Origin of the sequence: Natrialba magadii ATCC 43099 (genome assembly GCF_000025625.1) — an archaeon.
Taxonomy (GTDB): Archaea; Halobacteriota; Halobacteria; order Halobacteriales; family Natrialbaceae; genus Natrialba; species Natrialba magadii.
The window spans coordinates 3,371,646-3,392,084 of sequence record NC_013922.1 but is presented as its reverse complement, the minus strand read 5'-3'; the positions used below and the strand labels follow the sequence as shown (position 1 = coordinate 3,392,084).

Annotated in this window: 18 protein-coding genes, 1 tRNA gene and 1 pseudogene; 8 read left to right on the top strand and 12 right to left on the bottom strand. The window is 62.1% G+C overall.

The genetic code is table 11. The annotated features are described in order from the left end of the window. Window positions 1-2: 2 nt before the first annotated feature. The 9 genes and pseudogenes from NMAG_RS15810 to ribH all read right to left on the bottom strand — a co-directional run bounded on the left by NMAG_RS15810 (window position 3) and on the right by ribH (window position 10,260). Window positions 3-1,736 carry a hypothetical protein gene (locus NMAG_RS15810; RefSeq protein ID WP_012996807.1) on the bottom strand — a complete coding sequence of 578 codons (1,734 nt, stop codon included), beginning with the start codon at window positions 1,734-1,736 and terminating at the stop codon, window positions 3-5. Between the two features lie 439 nt (window positions 1,737-2,175). Then, the gene (locus NMAG_RS15805) at window positions 2,176-2,838 is read right to left on the bottom strand and encodes a helix-turn-helix domain-containing protein (RefSeq protein ID WP_004215964.1); all 663 of its coding nucleotides are present in this window, start codon (window positions 2,836-2,838) and stop codon (window positions 2,176-2,178) included. Window positions 2,839-2,932: 94 nt separating this feature from the next. Then, window positions 2,933-4,741 (bottom strand): alkaline phosphatase family protein, encoded by a 1,809-nt coding sequence (locus NMAG_RS15800; protein ID WP_004215965.1) that lies wholly within the window; start codon window positions 4,739-4,741, stop codon window positions 2,933-2,935. Between the two features lie 383 nt (window positions 4,742-5,124). Beyond that, the gene (locus tag NMAG_RS15795; RefSeq protein WP_004215966.1) at window positions 5,125-5,841 is read right to left on the bottom strand and encodes a hypothetical protein; all 717 of its coding nucleotides are present in this window, start codon (window positions 5,839-5,841) and stop codon (window positions 5,125-5,127) included. 317 nt (window positions 5,842-6,158) lie between these two features. Further along, complete coding sequence (locus NMAG_RS15790; protein ID WP_004215967.1) at window positions 6,159-7,265, bottom strand: guanosine monophosphate reductase; 1,107 nt, start codon at window positions 7,263-7,265, stop codon at window positions 6,159-6,161. Window positions 7,266-7,485: 220 nt separating this feature from the next. Then, window positions 7,486-7,588 (bottom strand) — tRNA-Gln (locus tag NMAG_RS15785). Window positions 7,589-7,760: 172 nt separating this feature from the next. After that, a pseudogene (locus tag NMAG_RS15780) lies at window positions 7,761-8,510 on the bottom strand (HNH endonuclease). Between the two features lie 94 nt (window positions 8,511-8,604). After that, a complete protein-coding gene (locus tag NMAG_RS15775; protein WP_004215969.1) occupies window positions 8,605-9,753 on the bottom strand; it encodes a pyridoxal phosphate-dependent aminotransferase in 1,149 nt (382 codons plus the stop codon). A gap of 75 nt (window positions 9,754-9,828) precedes the next feature. Next, complete coding sequence (ribH, locus tag NMAG_RS15770; RefSeq protein ID WP_004215970.1) at window positions 9,829-10,260, bottom strand: 6,7-dimethyl-8-ribityllumazine synthase; 432 nt, start codon at window positions 10,258-10,260, stop codon at window positions 9,829-9,831. A 202-nt stretch (window positions 10,261-10,462) separates the two neighbouring features. Between ribH and tuf the strand changes: the two genes are divergently transcribed. Beyond that, window positions 10,463-11,734 (top strand): translation elongation factor EF-1 subunit alpha, encoded by a 1,272-nt coding sequence (gene tuf / locus NMAG_RS15765; protein WP_004215971.1) that lies wholly within the window; start codon window positions 10,463-10,465, stop codon window positions 11,732-11,734. Window positions 11,735-11,783: 49 nt separating this feature from the next. Here the strand turns inward: tuf and NMAG_RS15760 are convergent, their stop codons facing one another. The 3 genes from NMAG_RS15760 to NMAG_RS15750 are packed head-to-tail and all read right to left on the bottom strand — an operon-like array spanning window position 11,784 to window position 13,712. Further along, a complete protein-coding gene (locus NMAG_RS15760) occupies window positions 11,784-12,560 on the bottom strand; it encodes an ABC transporter (protein ID WP_012996804.1) in 777 nt (258 codons plus the stop codon). Continuing rightward, the gene (locus NMAG_RS15755; RefSeq protein WP_012996803.1) at window positions 12,553-12,783 is read right to left on the bottom strand and encodes a hypothetical protein; all 231 of its coding nucleotides are present in this window, start codon (window positions 12,781-12,783) and stop codon (window positions 12,553-12,555) included. The genes NMAG_RS15760 and NMAG_RS15755 overlap by 8 nt, the downstream gene beginning before the upstream one ends. Before the next feature lie 5 nt (window positions 12,784-12,788). Then, window positions 12,789-13,712 carry an ABC transporter ATP-binding protein gene (locus tag NMAG_RS15750; protein ID WP_004215974.1) on the bottom strand — a complete coding sequence of 308 codons (924 nt, stop codon included), beginning with the start codon at window positions 13,710-13,712 and terminating at the stop codon, window positions 12,789-12,791. Window positions 13,713-13,857: 145 nt separating this feature from the next. Between NMAG_RS15750 and NMAG_RS15745 the strand changes: the two genes are divergently transcribed. From NMAG_RS15745 to NMAG_RS15715, 7 genes are all read left to right on the top strand, one after another. Continuing rightward, the gene (locus NMAG_RS15745; RefSeq protein ID WP_004215975.1) at window positions 13,858-15,072 is read left to right on the top strand and encodes a 5-(carboxyamino)imidazole ribonucleotide synthase; all 1,215 of its coding nucleotides are present in this window, start codon (window positions 13,858-13,860) and stop codon (window positions 15,070-15,072) included. Window positions 15,073-15,086: 14 nt separating this feature from the next. Then, window positions 15,087-15,731: an AIR carboxylase family protein gene (locus NMAG_RS15740; RefSeq protein WP_004215976.1), complete on the top strand. Its 645-nt coding sequence runs from the start codon at window positions 15,087-15,089 to the stop codon at window positions 15,729-15,731. A gap of 313 nt (window positions 15,732-16,044) precedes the next feature. Then, window positions 16,045-16,458 (top strand): NADH-quinone oxidoreductase subunit A, encoded by a 414-nt coding sequence (locus NMAG_RS15735; protein ID WP_004215977.1) that lies wholly within the window; start codon window positions 16,045-16,047, stop codon window positions 16,456-16,458. Continuing rightward, window positions 16,455-17,162, top strand: coding sequence for an NADH-quinone oxidoreductase subunit B (locus NMAG_RS15730; protein WP_004215978.1), 708 nt, complete (start codon window positions 16,455-16,457; stop codon window positions 17,160-17,162). Before NMAG_RS15735 ends, NMAG_RS15730 begins: the two co-directional genes overlap by 4 nt. Beyond that, a complete protein-coding gene (locus NMAG_RS15725) occupies window positions 17,159-18,841 on the top strand; it encodes an NADH-quinone oxidoreductase subunit D (protein ID WP_004215979.1) in 1,683 nt (560 codons plus the stop codon). Before NMAG_RS15730 ends, NMAG_RS15725 begins: the two co-directional genes overlap by 4 nt. Beyond that, entirely contained in the window at window positions 18,838-19,953 is a 1,116-nt protein-coding gene (locus NMAG_RS15720; protein ID WP_004215980.1) for a complex I subunit 1/NuoH family protein, read from the top strand. The genes NMAG_RS15725 and NMAG_RS15720 overlap by 4 nt, the downstream gene beginning before the upstream one ends. Next, entirely contained in the window at window positions 19,950-20,411 is a 462-nt protein-coding gene (locus NMAG_RS15715; RefSeq protein WP_004215981.1) for a NuoI/complex I 23 kDa subunit family protein, read from the top strand. Before NMAG_RS15720 ends, NMAG_RS15715 begins: the two co-directional genes overlap by 4 nt. Window positions 20,412-20,439 lie beyond the last annotated feature (28 nt).

Here is a 20,439-nt window from a genome sequence, read left to right as displayed (position 1 = left end):
CTTCAGACGATCGTGTTCCGCCAGGTGACGACGTTGCTCGCGCCGAGGTCGTCGATACCGTTACCGATCTCGTTCACTCTGAGCGCGGGGCTGTCGATGCCCGGGTAGAGGCGGACGCCTTCGAGATTCGAGTTGTGGGACTCAGCCGTCGAGTTCCGGAGGAGGTTACCGCTCCCGTTGTCGATGTAGGGGTACTGGCTGGCCCGGAATGTGCAGCGATAGAGGGTGGTGTCGTCGCCGGCGAGGTAGATTCCGTTCCGGTCGACACCGTTGCGACCGGGCTGGTCGACGGAGACGTTGCTGAACCGACAGCCGTTCCGCCCACAGCGGATGCCGTCGCGGAAGCCGGCGCCGGTGACCCCGGCCTCGCCCGAGATATCGAGCAGTTCGACGAGCACCTGATCGTCCTTGTCGCTGTCACGGATCCAGAACGGGTAGCCGCCGGCCGCTTCGTGGACAATATTGCCGCCGTAGACGTGGGTGTAGCCGGCGTCTGGCGAGACGACGATGCCGTGGTTCACCTCGTCGCCGCTGATTTCGATCGACGTATTTTCGATTCGCGAGGAGTGACAGGTGTTCATCACCGAGACGGCGTGGCTGGTTGGCTGTGTCGACGTGATCGAGATATCCACGTTGTCGACGTGGAGTTCGTCGCCGTTCTCGAGACGAACCGCGCGCTGGCTGTTGTCGTACGAGCGCGTCCGGTCGATTTCGACTGTCGCGCCGCGAACGACACTGCCCTGCCCGCCGACGCGGACGTTCGCACCGTTGCTGTTGCGGAACTCACCGCCGTTGACGTAGATGGAGCCCTCCTCGTTGATCGCGTACAGGCCGTTGTCCGGGAAGCCGCCGAGTTCGCAGTCTTTGAACTCGATGTGGCCGACGTTGGTGTTGGCTTCGATGCCGATCGGGCCGCGCCAGATGTTGCCCGCGTTCGGCGTTCGATCTGCGTGCATGCCACCGTCAGGGGCGCGGAAGCGTTCGACGATTCCCTCGCCGTTCGGGTCCGTCATGGCGAACATGCCTGGTCCCCACGTGCCGCTGTCGTGCTCGCCGCGGACCGTCACGTCGCGGACTTCGAGCTGATCTGCGATCGTCGCCTCGATGACTCGGATCCCCGTGTCGGGTGCCGTCTGATCGACGTCGATTCCCTCAAAGAGAAGGTTTCCACCCGGGTTGTACGAGACGCCGAGCCGAAACAGGCGAAACTGCGGCCCGTCGAAGTCGTGATAGTTCGCCGGGACGAGCGTGGCACCGTCCCCGACGATACCGAACTTCTCGAACCCGGTGAACCGGAACTGTTCGTCGATGTAGTACTCTCCCTCCGGGAAGAGCAACATGGTGTTGTCAGCACGGACGCTCTCGAGTACCGGCGTGATCGACTCCTGGCCGGTGGGATCCGCGCCAGCGTCGACCATGTTGACGACGTTGTCGAAGTCTTCGCCGTTTTCGTGGACAGCCGTTGCAGAGCCCGTTGCGCCCGCCCCGAGGCCGAGTGCTGCAATACCTGCGATCGATGCGCCCTGGAGGAAGGTTCGCCGGGATCGGGTCGGTGGGTTCTTGTTTTGGATTTCGGTTCCGGTTCCGGTTCCGGTTCCGGCTCCGATTCCGATTTCGGTCCCGTTCCTGGTCCCGTTCACGTCTCCGTTCCCAGCAGACAAGCCAGTTGTAGAATCCGTGTCAGCGTTCGATGTGCCCGTTTCGTCGCACCCGTCCCCATGTACCGCGTTCCGCATACCACTTCGTTCCGACATTGATAGTCACTTTTCTTTGAGTGATCTCTGGGTCCAGTATCTATGGATTCGGATAGCAAGCCTTTAAGTCCGATACGACAACTCACTGAGAACAGATCTCCCCTTGCTGTACGAATTGCAACCGTTGCACGCACTGAAATCTACATGAAAACACCTCACAGGACGAGTGTAGCCGAGTTCTGCTGAGTCGGCTTAGCAGTCTAGTAAGGGCAGTAATTTCGTATTGACTGGGTGTCGAGCGAGAACAGCTGGCGGACAGCAGAACAAAGACGTCCTAACGTCACTCAACGCAGGGAGCACTGGACGCTACTGATGTGTCCAGAACGGATGGAAAACCGACCACAGCAGGCGGCACACGATCAAGTAACTGCTACTCGATGACGGATTCGAACCAAGTCACAAGATGCCAGAAAACGACCGGTCATCGATACTCGTCGGGTGTCCGTTCGTCATCGAGTGTGGCCCCGATTAGCTCCGCAACCGCACGGCGCAGGCGCTGTGAGACCGCCGAGTCGGTAATGTCGAGCTGTTCGGCGAGGTCGTCCTGTGTGACACCGCGCGGGATGTCGTAGTAGCCCGCGTAGTACGCCATCGAGAGGATTTCGTGTTGTTGCTCGGTCAAAAAGTAGGTGCCGTCGTCGGACTCTGTGGACTCGTAGAGCTGATGTACCCGGAACGTCATCCCACGTTCGCGACAGTACTCACGGAACGCAGCCAGTGTCTCCCGATTCGAAAAGTGAACACGGGCATCCCACCCGCCGTCGCCGCTCGTAATCGTAAAGACGAACAGCCCCTGCTCGGCACAGCGTTCGGGGATTAGCTGCCGATCCGTCTCGACACGGACACGGTAGATCGCCCGGTTCTCGAACGTCGCGATACAGGCGGGATCTGACACCGTGGGATCGGCTTCCAACGTCGCTTCGAGGTGGTCGTACTCGTCAGTGAAAACCGAAACAAAGTACGTCATCGTCTCCGCAGTTTCGACCTCGTACTCGTACCTGATCGTCACCTCCGGATGATGAGCAATCGTCGGCGCAAGCACGAGTTCGTCGTGGGCGACGTGTATCTCTGCAATGAACCCCATAGCGGTCTCTGTTCGAACTAGCTTCGATTTCGCGATCCCATACTTATCGTGTGTGTAAGCCGTTTCAGCGGCTGCGACTGTCGGCTCTGGGTGGTCAGTTCATATATCCCAGATCCGCGAGTCGCTCCGTGACGTCATCGTCGGCTTCGGGCCGTTCGCGTTCGCTTTGACGTTCGCCTTCGCTTTCGTCGTCCCGTTCCCGATCTCCCGCCCCATCCGACCCGTCTCGCTCACGGTCCACGGTACCGATGCCACCGTAGGCAGGATACTCGATCGCCTCGGTCGGTTCGACAACAGGCACGATCTCGCCGTCCATCCGCTCACTGTAGGGGACCCCCATCGCGGCCAGGACCGTCGGTGCAACGTCAAAGAGGTGCGTGCGATCAACCGCGGCCGTCCCGTCGATCCCCTCACCAGCGGCGACGAAGATACCATCGAGCTTGTGATTCCACGGCTCGACCGGTCCGAAGTAGCTGTCCGCATCCTCGCGGAACTGCTCTGAAAGTGCATGCTCGAAGTCGGCCGGAATCGCCACGATATCGACCGTCTCCTCGACGTTCTCGCCGTGGAAGAACTCCTCGCGGGGCGCGACCGTCTCGAAGAACGGCTCACCGTCAGGTGTCTCGACGCCGCGCAGTGTCTCCATGAGGACCTCGCGGAGGTCCTCGTACTCCGCGGGCGGAACGACGCCCATCGGTTCACGCCCCTCGAGATTGATTCGGACACCGAGTTCCGTCCGGGCGCGAACGTAGGCCTTCGACTCACCGAAGTCCACCTGTTCGTTCGCCGTCCGGGAGACGCCACTCGGTGCGTACTTGATCGCCAGCTCCGCGAGACCGACGCGCTCGAGTACCGTCCGAATCCGGCTGGCGGTAATGCCGAACTGTGCGGCGACAGAGGCCGCGCGGGCGACTGTTCCCGGCTCCCAGGTGTCGTACTCTTCTCCTTCGCGGAGTCGCCGCCGCATCGGTGTCCAGGAGGGCATCCCCTTGCCGCCCGTGGTCGTCTCCAGGAATCCCTCGTCGCGCAGGAACTCGTTGAGCCGGAACTCGTAGCCCTCGTAGGGTCCCATGCCGTGGTCGCTCACGAGGAAGACGCGGTCCGGATCACAATCGTCGAGTACCTGTGCGATCGTCTCGTCGGTCGCCTCGTAGACGGCGTTGACCTTGTCTTCATCGCCCGCAAACTCGTGGAATACCGTATCCGTCTTCTGGAACTGCAGAAAGCCAAAATCAGGCTCGTACTCGTCGGTAAGATAGCGAAAGGCGTCACCGCGCATCTGAACCAGTCGCTGATACTCGGTAATCTTCTCGGATTCGGGCACTGAGTCGTCGTCACGCGTGTAGTTTGGGTACACCCGGTACTCGCCGATTTCGTCGCGAACCTCGTCGAGCACACCCGCAGGGTGACACAGCGGATCTTCTGGCCCGAGGAAGCCAGGGATCACCGCCCCGTCGAACTCGTCCGGCGGGTGTGTGACTGGCGCGTTGACGACGACACTCGAGTACCCCTGCTGGTCGAGCAGCGTCCACAGCGGGTGTGCGTCGACGTCGTCGTTGCTGGTGACGTGCCAGTCGTAGCCGTCGTAGCCGACGAAGCCGATTGCACCGTGCTTGCCGGGGTTCTGGCCAGTGTAGACCGACGGCCAGGCGCTCGGCGTCCACGGCGGAATCTGGGACTCGAGTGGCGCGGTCAGACCGTCCGTACACAGGCGTTCGATCGTTGGGATGCGGTCTTCCTCGAAGAGGCGTTCGAAGACCGGCATGCAGCCTGCGTCGATGCCGATGACGAGGGTGTCGAGCGAACTCGCCGGTTCTGGCTTCGAGCCCGGCTCGCCGTCGTTTTTCGTGGATGATTCCTGTGCGTTCGATGCTGTCTCGTCGTGGCGGGACGTCCGACTCATCGTATCATTCGTTGGTTTCTGAGAGCGTGGTTCGGTGACGACAACACTCGGCCGTGATGGTCGACTGCAGTCGCTGTCCGTGCTATCCGTGCTGTCCGTGCTGTCCGTGCTATCCGTGCTGTCCGTGCTGTCCGTGCTGTCCGTGCTGTCCGTGCTGTCCGTGCTGTCCGAGCTGTCCGTGCACGTGTCTTGGTCAGCGAGAAGCAGACGAGGCTCTTCATTATCGGTCTGTTAAACCGCCAGCGACTCGTTCAAGCGACGATACCAAACACTGCGTCGGCTGCCGTTTGGCACACACAGACACACTCACTCTGGCCGGACCGTGGTCATCGACCACCGCCCACTCGCACTCGAGTGCCTCGATCTCGGCTTATCGAGCAGATTCACTCGGACGAGCCGTCCACGTTCTCGTTATCGTTCCGACGCTCGTCTGTGTCGTCGGTCCCATCCTCGCTCGCGGTGGACTCGAGTATCGTCCGGCGTTCGGCGTGCTGGTTTCGCGCCGTGTCCTCGCTCTCCTCACCCGTCGGCGTCGCTGTGCTGTCGTCTGGGCTAGCTGTCCCAGCGTTCGACGCTGCGTCTGCATTCGTGTCTGCCCCCGCAACACGATCTGCGAGCAGTTCCGACATTGGGTCGAGCGAGACGTAGACGCGCGCTGCGAGGATCGCAAGCGGTGGGAGGGCAATCGCGAAGAAGACGACGTCGTACACCCAGGTCACACCCTCGAGGAACGGCGTGATCGCCGGTGCCATGCCGCTGTGGGCGACCAGAACGGCGATGAGGACGACGAACAGATGGACCACCGAGGCGAGGTCGTCGACCACCTGCTGGGGGCCGCCGAGCGTCGAGCGGACGAGTTCGGCGAGCCCGGGTGCGAGTACCAACAGCAGACCCACCACTGCAATCGTCGCGACGAAGCTCACGATCGCCATGACTGTGATGGGCGTCCCCGGAATCACGCGGTCAACACCGGGGAGAACCGAGATAAGCCCGACGAACGCGAGCAACGCGATCGTCCCGAGCATGAGCTTGCTAATTGACTGGATCGTGTCGTAGCGGACCGATCGGGACGTGGCGTGTGTGGATTGATCTGTGGACATTGCTGTACTCCGGGCTCCATCGGTACAGTACAAATAAGCGACCGGTCGTCCGCACTGTTTTCAGTCGTTTATCGTCATTTCACGTTCGTTTATGCAGCCCCAAAGCTGTCACCGACACTATGGGTGATGCCTGCCAGAAGCGCCAGTCTCGTGCCGAGTCTGTTCCATACCTCATCTAGTCGACACAGCGGTATGGTTCTATCAGGCCAGACTCGCCATTAGACGCCGCCAAATGGTGTTTTGGACCCTCTCGGAGCCCGTCAGATCCCGGTCTGACGTGTTGGGAGGCTCAAGTACAGTTCACACCGCCGGCACCCTCAGTCGTCGCTCTCGAGGGTGGCCCCGTCGGACGTGTCGGCCGACACCGCTTCGCTATCTACGCTGACGCCTTCCCAGTCCTGATCCGCGTGGTAGCCCTCGCGTTCCTTCGCGCTGGGTGCGACGCGGATGAACTCGGCCTTCCTTCGAGCGGCCGGGATCGTGTGCCCGCCACAATAGGAGAGGCCTGACTGGATGCCGGCGCAGAACTCCTCAACGACGTCGGCGACCGGCCCTTTGTACGGTGTCAGCGCCTCGACGCCCTCGTCGGCGCGGACGTTCTTCTCCTTGTCGTCGCGCTTTTCGGCGGCGGTCGTCGTCGCCATTCCACGCGAGCGCTTGTACTTGGTGCCCTCGACCTCGACCACCGCACCGGGGGCTTCCTCGGTGCCGGCGAAGAGACTCCCCAGCATGACGGTGTCCGCGCCCGCCATCAGCGCCTTTACCGCGTCACCCGACGTGCGGATGCCGCCGTCCGCGCAGATGGTTACCTCGAGATCCTCGGCAGCGTCCGCGCAGTCGTCCACGGCGGTCAGCTGCGGCACGCCCGCACCGGCCACCTTCCGCGTCGTGCAGTGCGAACCGGGACCGATTCCGACCTTTACACAGTCCGCGCCAGCCGCCGCGAGATCCGTGACCCCCTCGGGCGTCGCGACGTTGCCCGCGATAAGATCAGTCTCGGGAAATTCCGCTCTCAGTGTTTCGACGGCCTCGATCGTCCGCTCTAAGTGCCCGTGGGCGACGTCGACGACGAGCGCGTCGACGCCCGCCTCGACCAGCCCCGCGCTGCGAGCGACGTAGTCCTCGTTGATCCCCACCGCTGCGGCGACCTGCTCGCCGGCCGCCGCAACGTCTTCGACCTGATTTGCTTGCTGCTCCGGCGTGAGAAAGCGGTGCAGCACGCCGATGCTTCCGGTTCTAGAGAGTTCGATCGCTAACTCGGCCTCCGTGACGGTGTCCATCGCCGCAGAGACCAGCGGCGTCTCGAGTTCGATCGAGGGCGTCAGTTGCGTCGACAGATCGACATCGCTGCGGCTATCGACCGGTGACCGATTCGGGACGAGGAGCACGTCCCCGTAACTCAACCCCGTGCGTAGATTGTTCATACCCCCTTGTACTCTGGGGGCTGGCCGAATAAGCTCCTCGCTCTCTGTCTCCGCTGATCCACTGTACGCTTGCATGCGTGGCTAGACGAGGGCGAGATGCTCGCGGTAGAACTGTAAGTAGTCCCGGGCGGATTCGAACCGCGCAGACTCGAATCCTCTCGTCTGCTGGGCTCGAACCGCCAAGGATACTTGCGCCTCACGAGTTTGTTCGGCGCAAAAGTAGTCCCGGGCGGATTCGAACCGCCGTCCTGAGCTCACTTCCGTGACGGCCGTAACCGGACACGTCCAAAGGCTCAGATGATTGGCCACTACACCACGGGACTCCATCGTTCACTCGTCACCCCGTGTACTTCGCAGTTCCGTTGGAACTGCTCAGCACCACGGGACTTCTCACACCGTTCGAAGCCCCGTGCGGATCGCGGTTCCTTCGAAACCGCTCACCACCACGGGACTCCGCACGTCACTCGCTGGATAGCGCGCCGTTACACAATAGTGTTACTTTTCGTCTCGAGGACGAACCGATATCGTCCCCTCCTCTGCGTGTCTGTGGCACGGCCGGCAGAGTGACACCACGTTCTCCAGTCGATGCGCCTCTGCAGGCTCGTCAAACGATCGAACCGGCTCCTGATGATGCACGTCTGGATTCCGCCCGAGTTCGTCCGCGTCGACGCCACAGTGTTGACACGTGTAGTCATCCCGCTCGAGTGCACGCCGACGAACCGCCCACCACTTCTGTCCGTACGTGATCGTTCCACCCTCCCACTGGTGATGGGCCGGTCCGACAACGTTGTCAGAGAGCCACGTACCATAGCACTCGAGTGTACAGAAGAATCCACGTTCTTGCGACTCGCGTGCGGCGGGTCGAACTGAGAGGGGCGCATCACAGGCGCGACACGCAACCGTCACTCAGTCGCCGGTTTCGGCGTAGTTCTCCGGGAGTAAGCCGTCTGCGTCCGCGACGCAGCCGGGGCAGAACACGCCCTTCTTCGAGGAGGGGTAGTACGAAAAGTCCGCGTCACAGTTGGTGCACGTCGTCGTCTCTTTCGCGTCGCGCCAGTTGCCGTTGTTCGAGCCGACGTTCGGGTTGCAGTCGTCGCAGTACGATCTGCGCGCCTTTGGATCGTAGAACTCCGTCTCACACCCCGTGCAGGTTCGATTCGGGAGTGGCTCGCTGTGTACCTTCGTATGGTGCTGGCGCATTCCCTGTTCGGTACTGAGCGAGTTCCCGCAGGTTGGGCAGTCCATGCCGCGTTTGGCCGCGGTATCACGTATAAAATCGAGGAACCACCACTATGCAGTGTTCGAACGGCAGCAAATGGCGCGAGCGGTGAGCGGTACGTTACAGGTAGCCTTCCTCAGCCAGCCGCTCGATACCCTCCTCGAGTCGCTCCTCGCTCGCGGCGTACGAGATTCGCGCGTAGCCAGGTGTCCCGAACGCGCTGCCGGGGACCGTTGCGACGTGGGCGTCCTCGATCGCACCTTCACACCAGGCCTGATCGTCGTCTGCTACGGGGAGCATCATGTAGAACGCGCCGTCCGGAACTGCGACGTCGACGCCGTGGTCGTCGAGCAGGTCGATGACGAGTTCGCGGCGCTCGCCGAAGGCCTCGACCATGTCGGCGACTGCGTCGTCGGTGTTCTCTAGCGCTTCCACACCGGCGTGCTGGACGAAGTTGACAGCCGAGGAGACCGAGTGGCTGTGGAGTTTGCCGGCCTGGTCGATCAGGTCTTTGGGACCAGCGAAGTAACCGAGCCGCCAGCCGGTCATCGAGTAGGCCTTCGAGAAGCCGTTGACGGTGATCGTGCGCTCGGCCATGCCCTCGAGTGTCCCGAGACTCGTCGGTTCGACGCCGTAGGTAATCTCCTTGTAGATTTCGTCCGAGATGACCGTGATGTCGTGTTCGACAGCCAGATCACGGACGCCCTCGAGTGCGGCGTCGGTGTAGACGGCACCGGTCGGGTTCGATGGCGAGTTAACGATCAGCAGTTCGGTCTCGTCAGAGACGGCGGCTTCGAGGTCGTCGAGTGCGGGCTCGAGCTGGAACTCCGTCTCGGAGAGGTCGACGCGGGTGAGGTCGCCGCCGGCCATCTTGACCATCGCTTCGTAGGAGACCCACGCGGGGTCGAGCAGCGCGACTTCGTCGCCGTCCTGGACGAGTGCCTGGATGATTTCGTAGAGCGCCTGCTTCGCGCCAGGGGTGACGATGATCTCTTCTGGGCCGTGGTCGAGGCCGTCTGCTGCGAGTTTCTCGGAGATGGCCTCGCGGAGTTTGAGGATGCCGGCGGAGGTGGTGTAGCCGGTGTGGCCGGCGTCCATGGCGTCCTGGCCGGCGTCGACGATGTTCTGCGGCGTCGGGAAGTCAGGTTCGCCGACGGAGAGGTCGACGACGTCCGCGCCCTCCTGCTCGAGTTCGGTTGCGAGCGCGGAGATGGCGAGGGTTGCTGACGGTTCGACTCGGGTTACGCGGTCGGTGAATTCCATGGTCATGGGTTGGGGTTTGGATTGGGGTTGATTGTGATTATGATTGTGGGTGTACGTGGCGAGTCGTACGTGGTGAGCTTGCTAGTCGGCCGTCGCATCCGGGTCGGCTGCGGGCAGTTCGTCGACGAGGTCGATCGCGCCCTCGACTGCCTTGCCCGCGTTCTCGATGCGCTCGCGCGCTTCGGCCGCGGACATACCGGGGCCGGTGACGCCGAGTGTAACCGGGGTATCACGCTCGAGACTGACGTCTGCGAGTTGCTGGGCGGTCGCATCGGTGATAACCTGGTCGTGGTTGGTATCGCCGGTGATGACGGTGCCGATGACAGCGACGGCGTCGACGTCCGACCGTCGGGCGAGTCGGTCCGCCGCGAGTGGGGCGTCGTAGACACCAGGGACGCTAACGGTGTCGTAGATCGTCGCACCCGCAGCCTGCGCTGTGGCTTTGGCCTCTTGCTCCATCTGCTCGGTGATCGGTCGGTTGAACTCCGCGACCACCAATCCGAGCGTGGTCATACGCGAGCCGAGGTGAGCGCGCCTAAAAGAGGTACCGTTATTGGCGAATACACCGGACGAGCGCAAGCGGTCTCGGAGCGAACGACGACCCGGCCCGGACGAGTCATCGGTAGCGACAATTGTGAGTGTTGAACGGTTCAGCCCAGGGAGAACAAGGGTTTAGGCGCAAACGCGAGTACCATTGCTAGGGGAACACATCACTATGAGCGACACCAGTCAACACCAGAACCTGGCCATCATTGGCCACGTCGACCACGGCAAGAGCACGCTCGTCGGGCGACTCCTCTACGAGACGGGGAGCGTCCCCGAGCACGTCATCGAACAGCACCGCGAGGAGGCCGAGGAGAAGGGGAAAGGCGGCTTCGAGTTCGCCTACGTCATGGACAATCTCTCCGAGGAGCGCGAGCGCGGCGTCACCATCGACATCGCCCACCAGGAGTTCTCGACCGACGCGTACGACTTCACTATCGTCGACACGCCGGGCCACCGCGACTTCGTGAAGAACATGATTACGGGCGCGAGCCAGGCTGATCACGCTGTCCTCGTCGTCGCAGCGGACGACGGCGTCGCGCCGCAGACGCAGGAACACGTCTTCCTCGCACGCACGCTGGGCATCGACGAACTCATCGTCGCCGTCAACAAGATGGACATCGTCGACTACAAGGAATCGACGTACGATGAGGTCGTCGACGAAGTCACGCAGCTGCTCAACCAGGTCCAGTTCAACACCGAAGACGCCTCGTTCATTCCTGTTTCGGCGTTCGAGGGGGACAACGTCGCCGAGCACTCGGAGAACACGGACTGGTATGACGGCGAGATCCTTCTCGAGGCACTAAACGACCTGCCAGAGCCCGAACCACCGACTGACGCGCCACTTCGGCTGCCGATTCAGGACGTCTACACGATTTCGGGTATTGGCACCGTTCCCGTCGGCCGCATCGAAACCGGCATCATGAACGTCGGCGACTCCGTCTCGTTCCAGCCGAGCGACGTCAGCGGCGAGGTCAAGACGATCGAGATGCACCACGAGGAGGTTCCAGAGGCCAGACCCGGCGACAACGTCGGCTTCAACGTCCGCGGCATCGGCAAGGACGACATCCGCCGCGGTGACGTCTGCGGTCCGGCGGACGAGCCGCCAAGCGTCGCCGAAACGTTCCAGGCCCAGATCGTCGTCATGCAACATCCCTCGGTCATCACCGCGGGGTACACGCCGGTCTTCCACGCCCACACCGCACAGGTCGCCTGCACGATCGAATCCATCGACCGAAAGATGGATCCCTCGAGTGGGGAGGTCGCAGACGAAGACCCAGACTACATCCAGTCGGGTGACGCTGCGGTCGTGACGATTCGCCCGCAGAAGCCACTCAGCATCGAGCCATCGGGCGATATTCCCGAACTGGGAAGCTTCGCGATTCGGGACATGGGCCAGACGATTGCGGCGGGTAAGGTACTCGAGGTACACGAGCGCAGCTGACGCGTACCCGTCTCTCTCCGTTCTGTCACAGCCCGCTGCGTCTAGGCGATCAGTAGTGACCCATCACGCCACGGTCACGAGTTCGATCGACGAACCTGCTGAAGACGACGTAGCCGACGGCGAGATAGGCGACGCTATTGACGACGAGTACGACGATTTCAGCTGGCGGAAACTCCCAGAGTCTGGTTCCCTCTGTCATCGCGATCGTGATGAGGTCGCTCCCCGGACTGACCGGCAAGAGAGCCAGAACGGGCCCCTGAACGGCTCCCGGAGCGGCAATCAGCCCAGCGAAGCCGAACTGTAGCAGTTGCTGGACGTTTTCGATTCGCTTGTACAGCAACGAGAGGCCGGCGACGACGTAGCCGATGCCGATCGCCGGCAGGATCGTCACGACGAGAAGTGGGACGATAGTGAGGAGGTCGACCGAGAGCGTCCGACTGGTCGTGAGCAACATGAGCCCGAGGAACGCGATCGCGAGGACGCTACTGAGGACAACGTTGAACACCGCTTTGACGCACAGCACGCGGTCGATTCCGTAGGGAGAGAGATACAACTGTTCGAGCGTTCCCCACTGCGCTTCCCGCATGACGCTGTTCGCAACGTCGAAGTAGGCAGCGCTGGCGGCGAGAAAGAGGAAAAAGCCGATCACGACGATATCGAGAGCGCTCTCGACGTCCGCGCCACCGAGCGATTGGCCGCCGAAGAACACCAGCGCGAACATAGCGTACATCCCCAGGAGCATCGAGAGCGTGTTGAACCAGTATCGCTTAAGGAGAACGAGTTGCTTCTCGACGACTGCGGCAACGAGCAAGTGATGCTTAGCCATCGGTGTGCACTTGCTCCTGTTCCCGTTCCTGTTCCTGTTCCCGTTCCTGTTCCTGTTCCTGTTCCTGTTCCTGTTCCTGTTCCTGTTCCTGTTCCTGTTCCTGTTCCTGTTCCTGTTCCTGTTCCTGTTCCGTCTCGGTCTCAATAATACGCAAGAAAATATCCTCTAAGTCCGGTTCGAGCGTGTCGACGGAGGCGAAGGTCGTCTCCGAGTTCCGGAGCACATCCGTCAGTTCGTAGAACTCGTTTCCCTGGACTCGAGTGGCGTCGAACTGGTGGGTGGCAGTGTCTCCGTCGCCGCGGGTGTCCACGCTGTCGCGCCGAATCGTTCCGTCAGTTCCGTCTGGATAGCACTCGACAACTGGCCCTCGACGGTCACACGAACGGACCGCGTCTGAAACAGACTCAAGAGGTTCTCGACCGTCTCGTCGGCCAGGATGTCCCCCTCGTTCAGAATGATAACCCGGTCACACAGCGCTTCGATCACCTGCATGTCGTGACTCGAAACGAGGACCGTCCGCTCCTCCTGTGTCGCCAGTCGCCGGAGTTCCTGTCGAAGCTCGAACGAACTCTCGACGTCGAGACCCAGCGTCGGTTCGTCGAGAACGACGATGGGTGTCTCTCGAACGAGCGTACAGGCCAGCGAGGCTTTCTGTTTCATTCCTCGCGAGAGTTCGTTGACCGGTTCGTCGGCTCGCCCCTGGAGGCCGACCTGTGCGATCAACCGATCGATCTCGTCGGCGTCGGCCTGCTGGCCGCCAAGTCGTGCGAAAAAGCGAATGTTCTCGCGAACGGTGAGCCGCCAGTAGACGTTTCGTGCCCCTTCGAGCATTGCGGCGACCGTCTGTGAGACGGCGGGTGGTGATTCGGTCACGTCGACCCCGCCAATTCGTGCAGTGCCACTGCTCGGCCGAACGAGCCCGAGCAGCAACTTGATCGTCGTTGTCTTGCCAGCGCCGTTCGGGCCGAGCAGCCCGACGACGGTTCCCTCGTCGACGGTGAACGAAACGCCATCTACCGCGGTCGTCGTCTCTTCGTCGATGTCGTAGGTCTTCGTCAAGTCGTCGACTACCAGTATCGGCTGCGTTGCCTCGCGTCGTGCTGACGTCGTCTCGTCGGATTGACTCCCCGGCGGATATTCCTCAGCGACCACATATTACTGTTCTAACATCACATACAAAATACCTTCTTTTTCGGGCTCGAATTATATTGGGGTGTCGAGAGACCATCTCGATGACGACACCGGTTCTGATCCCCGATTGCCAATTCTTAAGCGGAATCACACGCAACACCCGCCAATGACGACCTTACAGACGCCAGGTCCAACGATCGGCGTCGTCGGTGGTGGACAGCTCGGGCGCATGCTCGCCGAAGCAGCCTCGCCACTGGGCGTCGAGGTCATCGTCCTCGACCCCACGGCCGACTGCCCCGCGGCTCCCGTCGCCCGCGACCAGATCGTCGCCGGCTTCGACGACGAGGCGGGCATTCGCGAACTCGCTGCTCGCGCCGACGTGCTCACGTTCGAAATCGAACTCGCGGACCAGGACGTCCTCGAGCGCGTCAGCGAGGACTCCGGCACACCAGTCCATCCAAAACCCGAGACACTCGAGACGATCCACGACAAACTGGTCCAGAAGCAGGAACTCGAGTCCGCCGGCGTTCCGGTCCCGCCGTTCCGGGCGGTCGAGGACGCCGACGATATCCGCGCGGCGATCGACGATTACGGCGCGCCGGTGATGCTCAAGGCGCGTACCGGCGGCTACGACGGCCGCGGCAACGTCCCTGTCGAGTCAGCCGACGAGGCCGAGGATGCACTCGAGTCCGTCGCCGGGCCGGCGATGGTCGAGGCGTTCGTCGACTTCGAGCGCGAGATTTCGGTGATCGCCGTCAAGGGCGACGACGAAATCGCGACGTTCCCGATCGGAGAGAACATTCACGAGGACGAGATCCTGCGGGAGACAGTCGTGCCGGCGGGCTCGGCCGACGCTGTCGAGGAGCGCGCTCGTGAGGTCGCTGCGGATGTCCTCGAGGTAATGGAGGGTCGCGGCGTCTACGGTATCGAACTCTTTGAGACGAGCGAGGCGCATAGCGCCTCGGAAGATTCGAGCGGGGGGAGCCCGCGAGAGCAGGACGGGGAGATTCTGCTCAACGAAATCGCACCACGTCCGCACAACTCCGGTCACTGGACGATCGAGGGTGCACAGAGTTCGCAGTTCGAACAGCACGCCCGCGCGGTGCTCGGCTGGCCACTCGCAGCCACAGAGCTGCGGTCGCCGACGGTGTCGGTGAACCTGCTCGGCGACGTCGAGGAGTCTCAGCCCGCTGCACTGCGAAACGTTGACCGGATCCTCGAGACGCCGGGTGCGAACCTCCACTGGTACGGCAAGCGCGAGGCCCGTCCGCTGCGAAAGATGGGGCACGTCACGCTGTCGGGCCGTAAGGACGAGACGACTGACGAGCTGCTGGCGGCCGCTCGGGAACTCGAGGAGTCCGTCACGTTCACGTCGGAGTGAGAGAACTGTCACCTATGAGCGAGACCGTTTCCGAGCTGATCGATCGACTGCACGCCGAGGCCGACCAGGACCGGCCCGACGCCGAAACACCAGACGTTGGAATCGTGATGGGCAGCGATTCCGACCTCGAAACGATGATGACCGGCGGGAAGCGCCCCGGCGCGTACGACGCCTTCGTCGACGAACTCGGATTTGCCGAGCAGACCGATTACGAGCGCCCACCGGACGAGCGATTCACGTTCGAGACGTACGTCACCTCGGCTCACCGAACACCCGATTTGATGACGGCCTACGCAGAGACGGCAGAGGAGCGCGGACTAGAGCTTATCATTGCGGGTGCCGGCGGGAAGTCCGCGGATCTACCGAATATGACGGCGTCGGTCGCGTACCCGCTCCCCGTGATCGGCGTTCCAGTTCAGGAGAAATCCGTCGACAGCGTGATCGGGATGCCGGCGGGTGCGCCGCTGGTCGCCGTCGACGCCGGCAAATCCTTCAACGCCGCGCTCTCGGCAGCGCAGATCCTCGCACGTCAGCACGACGAGGTCCGTAACCGACTTGTGGCTTACCACGAGGAACTGCGCGACGGTGTCGGTGCCGTTTCGCGCGAGTTACACGACAACGGAACGCCGGCTTTCCGCGAGCGCGGCGAGTCGGAGTAGCCGGAGTAGAAGAGGAGGAAGCGGAGTAGAAGAGGAGGAAGCGGAGTACTATCGTCGCGCAGATGCGCCGGCGGTCCACTCCCCTCGTGCAGCCGGACAGCCCATGGCGCGACCATCACTATTTTTCACCACTTATTCGGACGATGGAGCTCCTGCATAGCGGTACGTTCCGCCGGGAACGCGTACGGCGAGTCTACGGCAATTATTCGGCCGGATAGTTTATGGCTGATCTCTCTATTTGGCCCGTCTTGGGCCGGAAAACGAACAATCAACCCTTATGTGCATGCGGTTTAAACTCCCGAACGTTACGGAGATGAACGATTGGATAGCGATCGGGGCGCTTGCACTCGTGGGAGTACTGATACCGCTCGGTATGATGGCGGTATCGTACCTTCTGCGCCCGAGTGTACCCGAAACGAGCAAACGTGCCACCTACGAGAGTGGCGAGATCCCGACCGGCGACACGCGCGTCCGGTTCAACATCCAGTACTACATGGTTGCGCTTCTGTTCCTCATCTTCGATATCGAAACCGTCCTTCTGTTTCCGTGGGCGGTCGTGTACCTGGATGCCGTCGAATCGGACGCCGTCTCGCTGCTCGAGATCCTCGGCCCAATGGTGCTTTTCGTCACGATCCTCCTCGTCGGACTCGCGTGGGCGTGGCGAAAGGGTGCGGTCCAGTGGGCACAGACACCTCGTCAGGTAGAATCCGAGCATAACCGACCATGAGTAGCGACGAACCACGACAAACGATCTACGACAGCACAGCGCCGTCGACGGACACCCGCGACGCCCGAATCGGCGAGGGTGTCGACGACCGCTTCAACTCCAAGCTTCGCGAGGCGTTCGGCGCGTCGCCGTTCATCCTCACGAAGTTCGACGAGTTCATGAACTGGGTTCGCGGGAACTCGATGTTCATGCTCCAGTTCGGGATCGCCTGCTGCAGCATCGAGATGATGCACACGTACGCGATCAAACACGACCTGGACCGATTCGGGGCCGGCGTCCCCCGCGCCTCGCCGCGACAGGCCGACGTGATGATCGTCCCCGGAACGATCGTCTCCAAGTTCGGCCCGCGCATGAAGCGCGTCTACGACCAGATGCCCGAACCGAAGTTCGTCGTCGGCATGGGCTCCTGTACGATCTCCGGCGGCCCGTTCCAGGAGGGGTACAACGTCGTCAAGGGTGCCGAGGAGATCATCCCCATCGACATTCACGTCCCCGGTTGCCCACCGCGACCGGAGGCGCTGCTCTACGGCGTCCTCAAACTCCAGGAGCGAATCAAGAACGGCGAGTCCTCGTCCGTCGTCGTCAAACCGTACGAACTCGAGGAGTTCGGCGACCTCGAAAAGGACGAACTCGTACAGAAACTCGCACACGAGATCGACGAGGACGACCTCGTCATGCGCTACAACTGGGCTGATTCACCATGAGCACGGGAACCGAACCCGAAACGGAGCCCGAGGCAGAGCTCACGGCAGCTGAAACCGGGACTACTGAAGACGAACTCGAGTCCCTGCTCGGCGAGCGCGCCATCGCGCGCGACGATCACCTGAACGCGCCGGGCTTCGTCATCAACCCGAACGACGTCCAGAGCGTGCTCTCGGATCTTCGCGACGAGGCCGGCTACGACCACCTCTCGTGTGTTACAGCCCAGCAGTACGAGGATCGATACGAGTCGATCTATCACATGAAGAAGTTCGCTGACCCGACAGACGAGGTCAGCATCGTCGTTCCGACGACGGTCGACGACCCAGTCAGCCAGAGTGCCGAGCCGGTGTTCCGGACGGCTGACTGGCACGAGCGAGAGGCGTACGATCTGGTCGGCATCGAGTACGACGACCACCCAGATCTGCGACGGATTCTCCTGCCGGAGACGTGGCAGGGCCACCCCCTCTCGAAGGACTACGATCAGGAGAAACCGCAGCTCGTCACGCTCACGGAGCACCAGAACCCGATTCAGCCGGATCACCGCGACGCCGAGTCGGATACGATGTTCCTGAACATCGGACCACACCACCCGGCGACCCACGGCGTGCTCCACGTCAAGACGGTGTTGGACGGCGAGACGGTCGCCGACGTCGAGCCGGACATCGGCTACCTCCACCGCTGTGAGGAGCAGATGTGCGAGCAGGGCACCTACCGTCACCAGATAATGCCCTACCCGGACCGCTGGGACTACGTCTCGGCGGGCCTACTGAACGAGTGGGCGTACGCGCGTGCGATCGAGGACCTTGCGGACATCGAGGTTCCCGAGTATGCACAGATCATCCGGACGATGGGTGCGGAGCTGTGCCGAATCGCCTCGCACATGCTCGCGCTCGGGACGTTCGCACTCGACGTCTACGGCGAGTTCACCGCGACGTTCATGTACACGTTCCGCGACCGGGAGGTCATTCAGGACATTCTGGAGGATCTGACGGGCCAGCGGATGATGTTCAACTACTTCCGCGTCGGCGGCGTTGCCTGGGACCTGCCTGAACCACGCGAGGAGTTCTTCGAGCTGACCCGTGAGTTCCTCAACGAGCTTCCGGCCAAGGTCGCCGAATACAACGACCTCATTACGGGCAACGAAATCTTCCAGACCCGCTGTATCGACACCGGCGTGCTGGAGCCCGAGGTCGCCAAGGATTACGGCTGTACCGGGCCCGTCGCACGTGGCTCCGGCGTCGACTACGACCTGCGCCGTGACGATCCGTACGGCTACTACGAACAGCTCGACTGGGACGTCATCACACGCGATGGTGCTGACAACTACGCGCGCGTCCTCTGTCGGATGGAGGAGGTCGAGGAATCCGCGAAGATCATTGAGCAGTGTCTCGACCTCCTCGAGGACTGGCCGGAAGACGAGCGCGACGTACAGGCGAACGTCCCGCGCACGCTGAAGCCGGATGCCGGCACCGAAATCTACCGCGCCGTCGAGGGAGCAAAGGGCGAACTCGGCATCTACATCCGCTCGGACGGCTCGGACAAGCCCGGTCGATTCAAGATCCGGAGTCCGTGCTTCTCGAACCTGCAGGCCTTAGAAGAGATGTCCGAAGGGGAGTACATCCCTGACCTGATCGCCTCGCTGGGCAGCTTGGACATCGTTCTCGGGGAGGTGGATCGATGAGCGGGGCGACGGCCAGTCCGAGCCTGTTTCCGCTGCAAAACGGCGGCGACCCGGTGTTGCTCCCCGAGCACATCACGGAGCTCACCGGTCTGGGCCAGTTCGGCCTCGCCGGCGAGTTGTTCGCGACGTTCGTCGCCGCGTTCATCGTCGGGAACTTCATCCTCGCGATGACCGGTGTTGCCGGACCGTGGGCGAAACGGAAGATCACCGCCTCCTTCACGGACCGGATTGCGGTTAACCACCTCGGTCCCGGCGGAATCGGGATCATCATCGCTGACTCGGTTCGCCTCCTCTCGAAGGAGAACATCATTCCGGAGAACGTCGATCGACCGGCCTACGACCTCGCACCGATCGTGATCGCAGGCTCAGCGATGCTCGGCTTCGCCGTCATCCCGATGGGCAGCGGAATCCACCTCGCTGACCCCGAGGTCGGCCTGGCGTTCGTCTTCGCCGTCGCTGGCATCGCTTCGATCGGTCTGGTGATGGCCGGCTACGCATCGGGTAACAAGTACTCGCTGCTCGGCGGTCTGCGTGCGGTTGCACAGAACGTTGCGTACGAAATCCCGCTCGTCGTGACCGGGATGTCGGTCGTCCTGTTTGCGGGGTCGCTGCAGATGAGCGAGATCGTCGCCGTCCAGAACGAGACAACGCTGTTCACGATCCCCGGACTCGAGTGGGCGGTGCCAGCGTGGTTCGCGCTGGTGAACCCGTTCGCATTCGTCCTATTCTTGATCGCGAACTTCGCGGAAGTCGGGCGGAATCCGTTCGACATGCCCGAAGCGCCGGCAGAGCTCATTGCAGGGTATCAGACCGAGTACTCCTCGGTTTACTTCGTGCTCGTCTATCTGGGCGAGTTCCTGCACATCTTCCTTGGCGGTGCGATCATCGCGACGATCTTCCTCGGCGGACCCGCCGGACCAGGGCCGGACGAGCTCGGTATTCTCTGGTTCACCCTCAAGATCTGGGGTGTGTTCTTCCTGACCCAGTGGCTCCGCTCTGCGGTGCCACGTGTGCGGATCGACCAACTCATCGAGATTGGCTGGAAGGGACTACTCGTCCTCTCCTTTGCGAATCTCGGACTCACTGCGGCAATTGTAGGGGTGATTGCATGATCGGCGTACTCAAATCGATGGCAACGACGATGAAACACGCACTGGACGGCTCGACGTTCACGGTCGAGTATCCAACGGCAGCACCAGATGTCTCGCCGCGGTTCCGCGGCGTCCACAAGTTCAGCCAGGAGCGCTGTATCTGGTGTCGCCAGTGTGAGAACGTCTGTCCGAACGATACGATTCAGATCGTGATGGACGACAAGCGAAACGGCGAGCAGTACAACCTCCACATCGGACAGTGTATCTACTGTCGCCTCTGTGAGGAAGTCTGTCCCGTCGACGCCATCCTGCTCACCCAGAATTTCGAGTTTACCGGCGATACGAAACACGATCTGGTCTACAACAAGGAGCAGCTGAAATCGGTACCGTGGTACAAGGATATCGACCCGCTCGAGTCGCGCGAACCGGACCGGGGCGCGTGGATCGGCGAGGGAGACGGGGAGGTCGATTACCAGTAACCGTCTGGGTCGCCCGTCCCCGAGCACG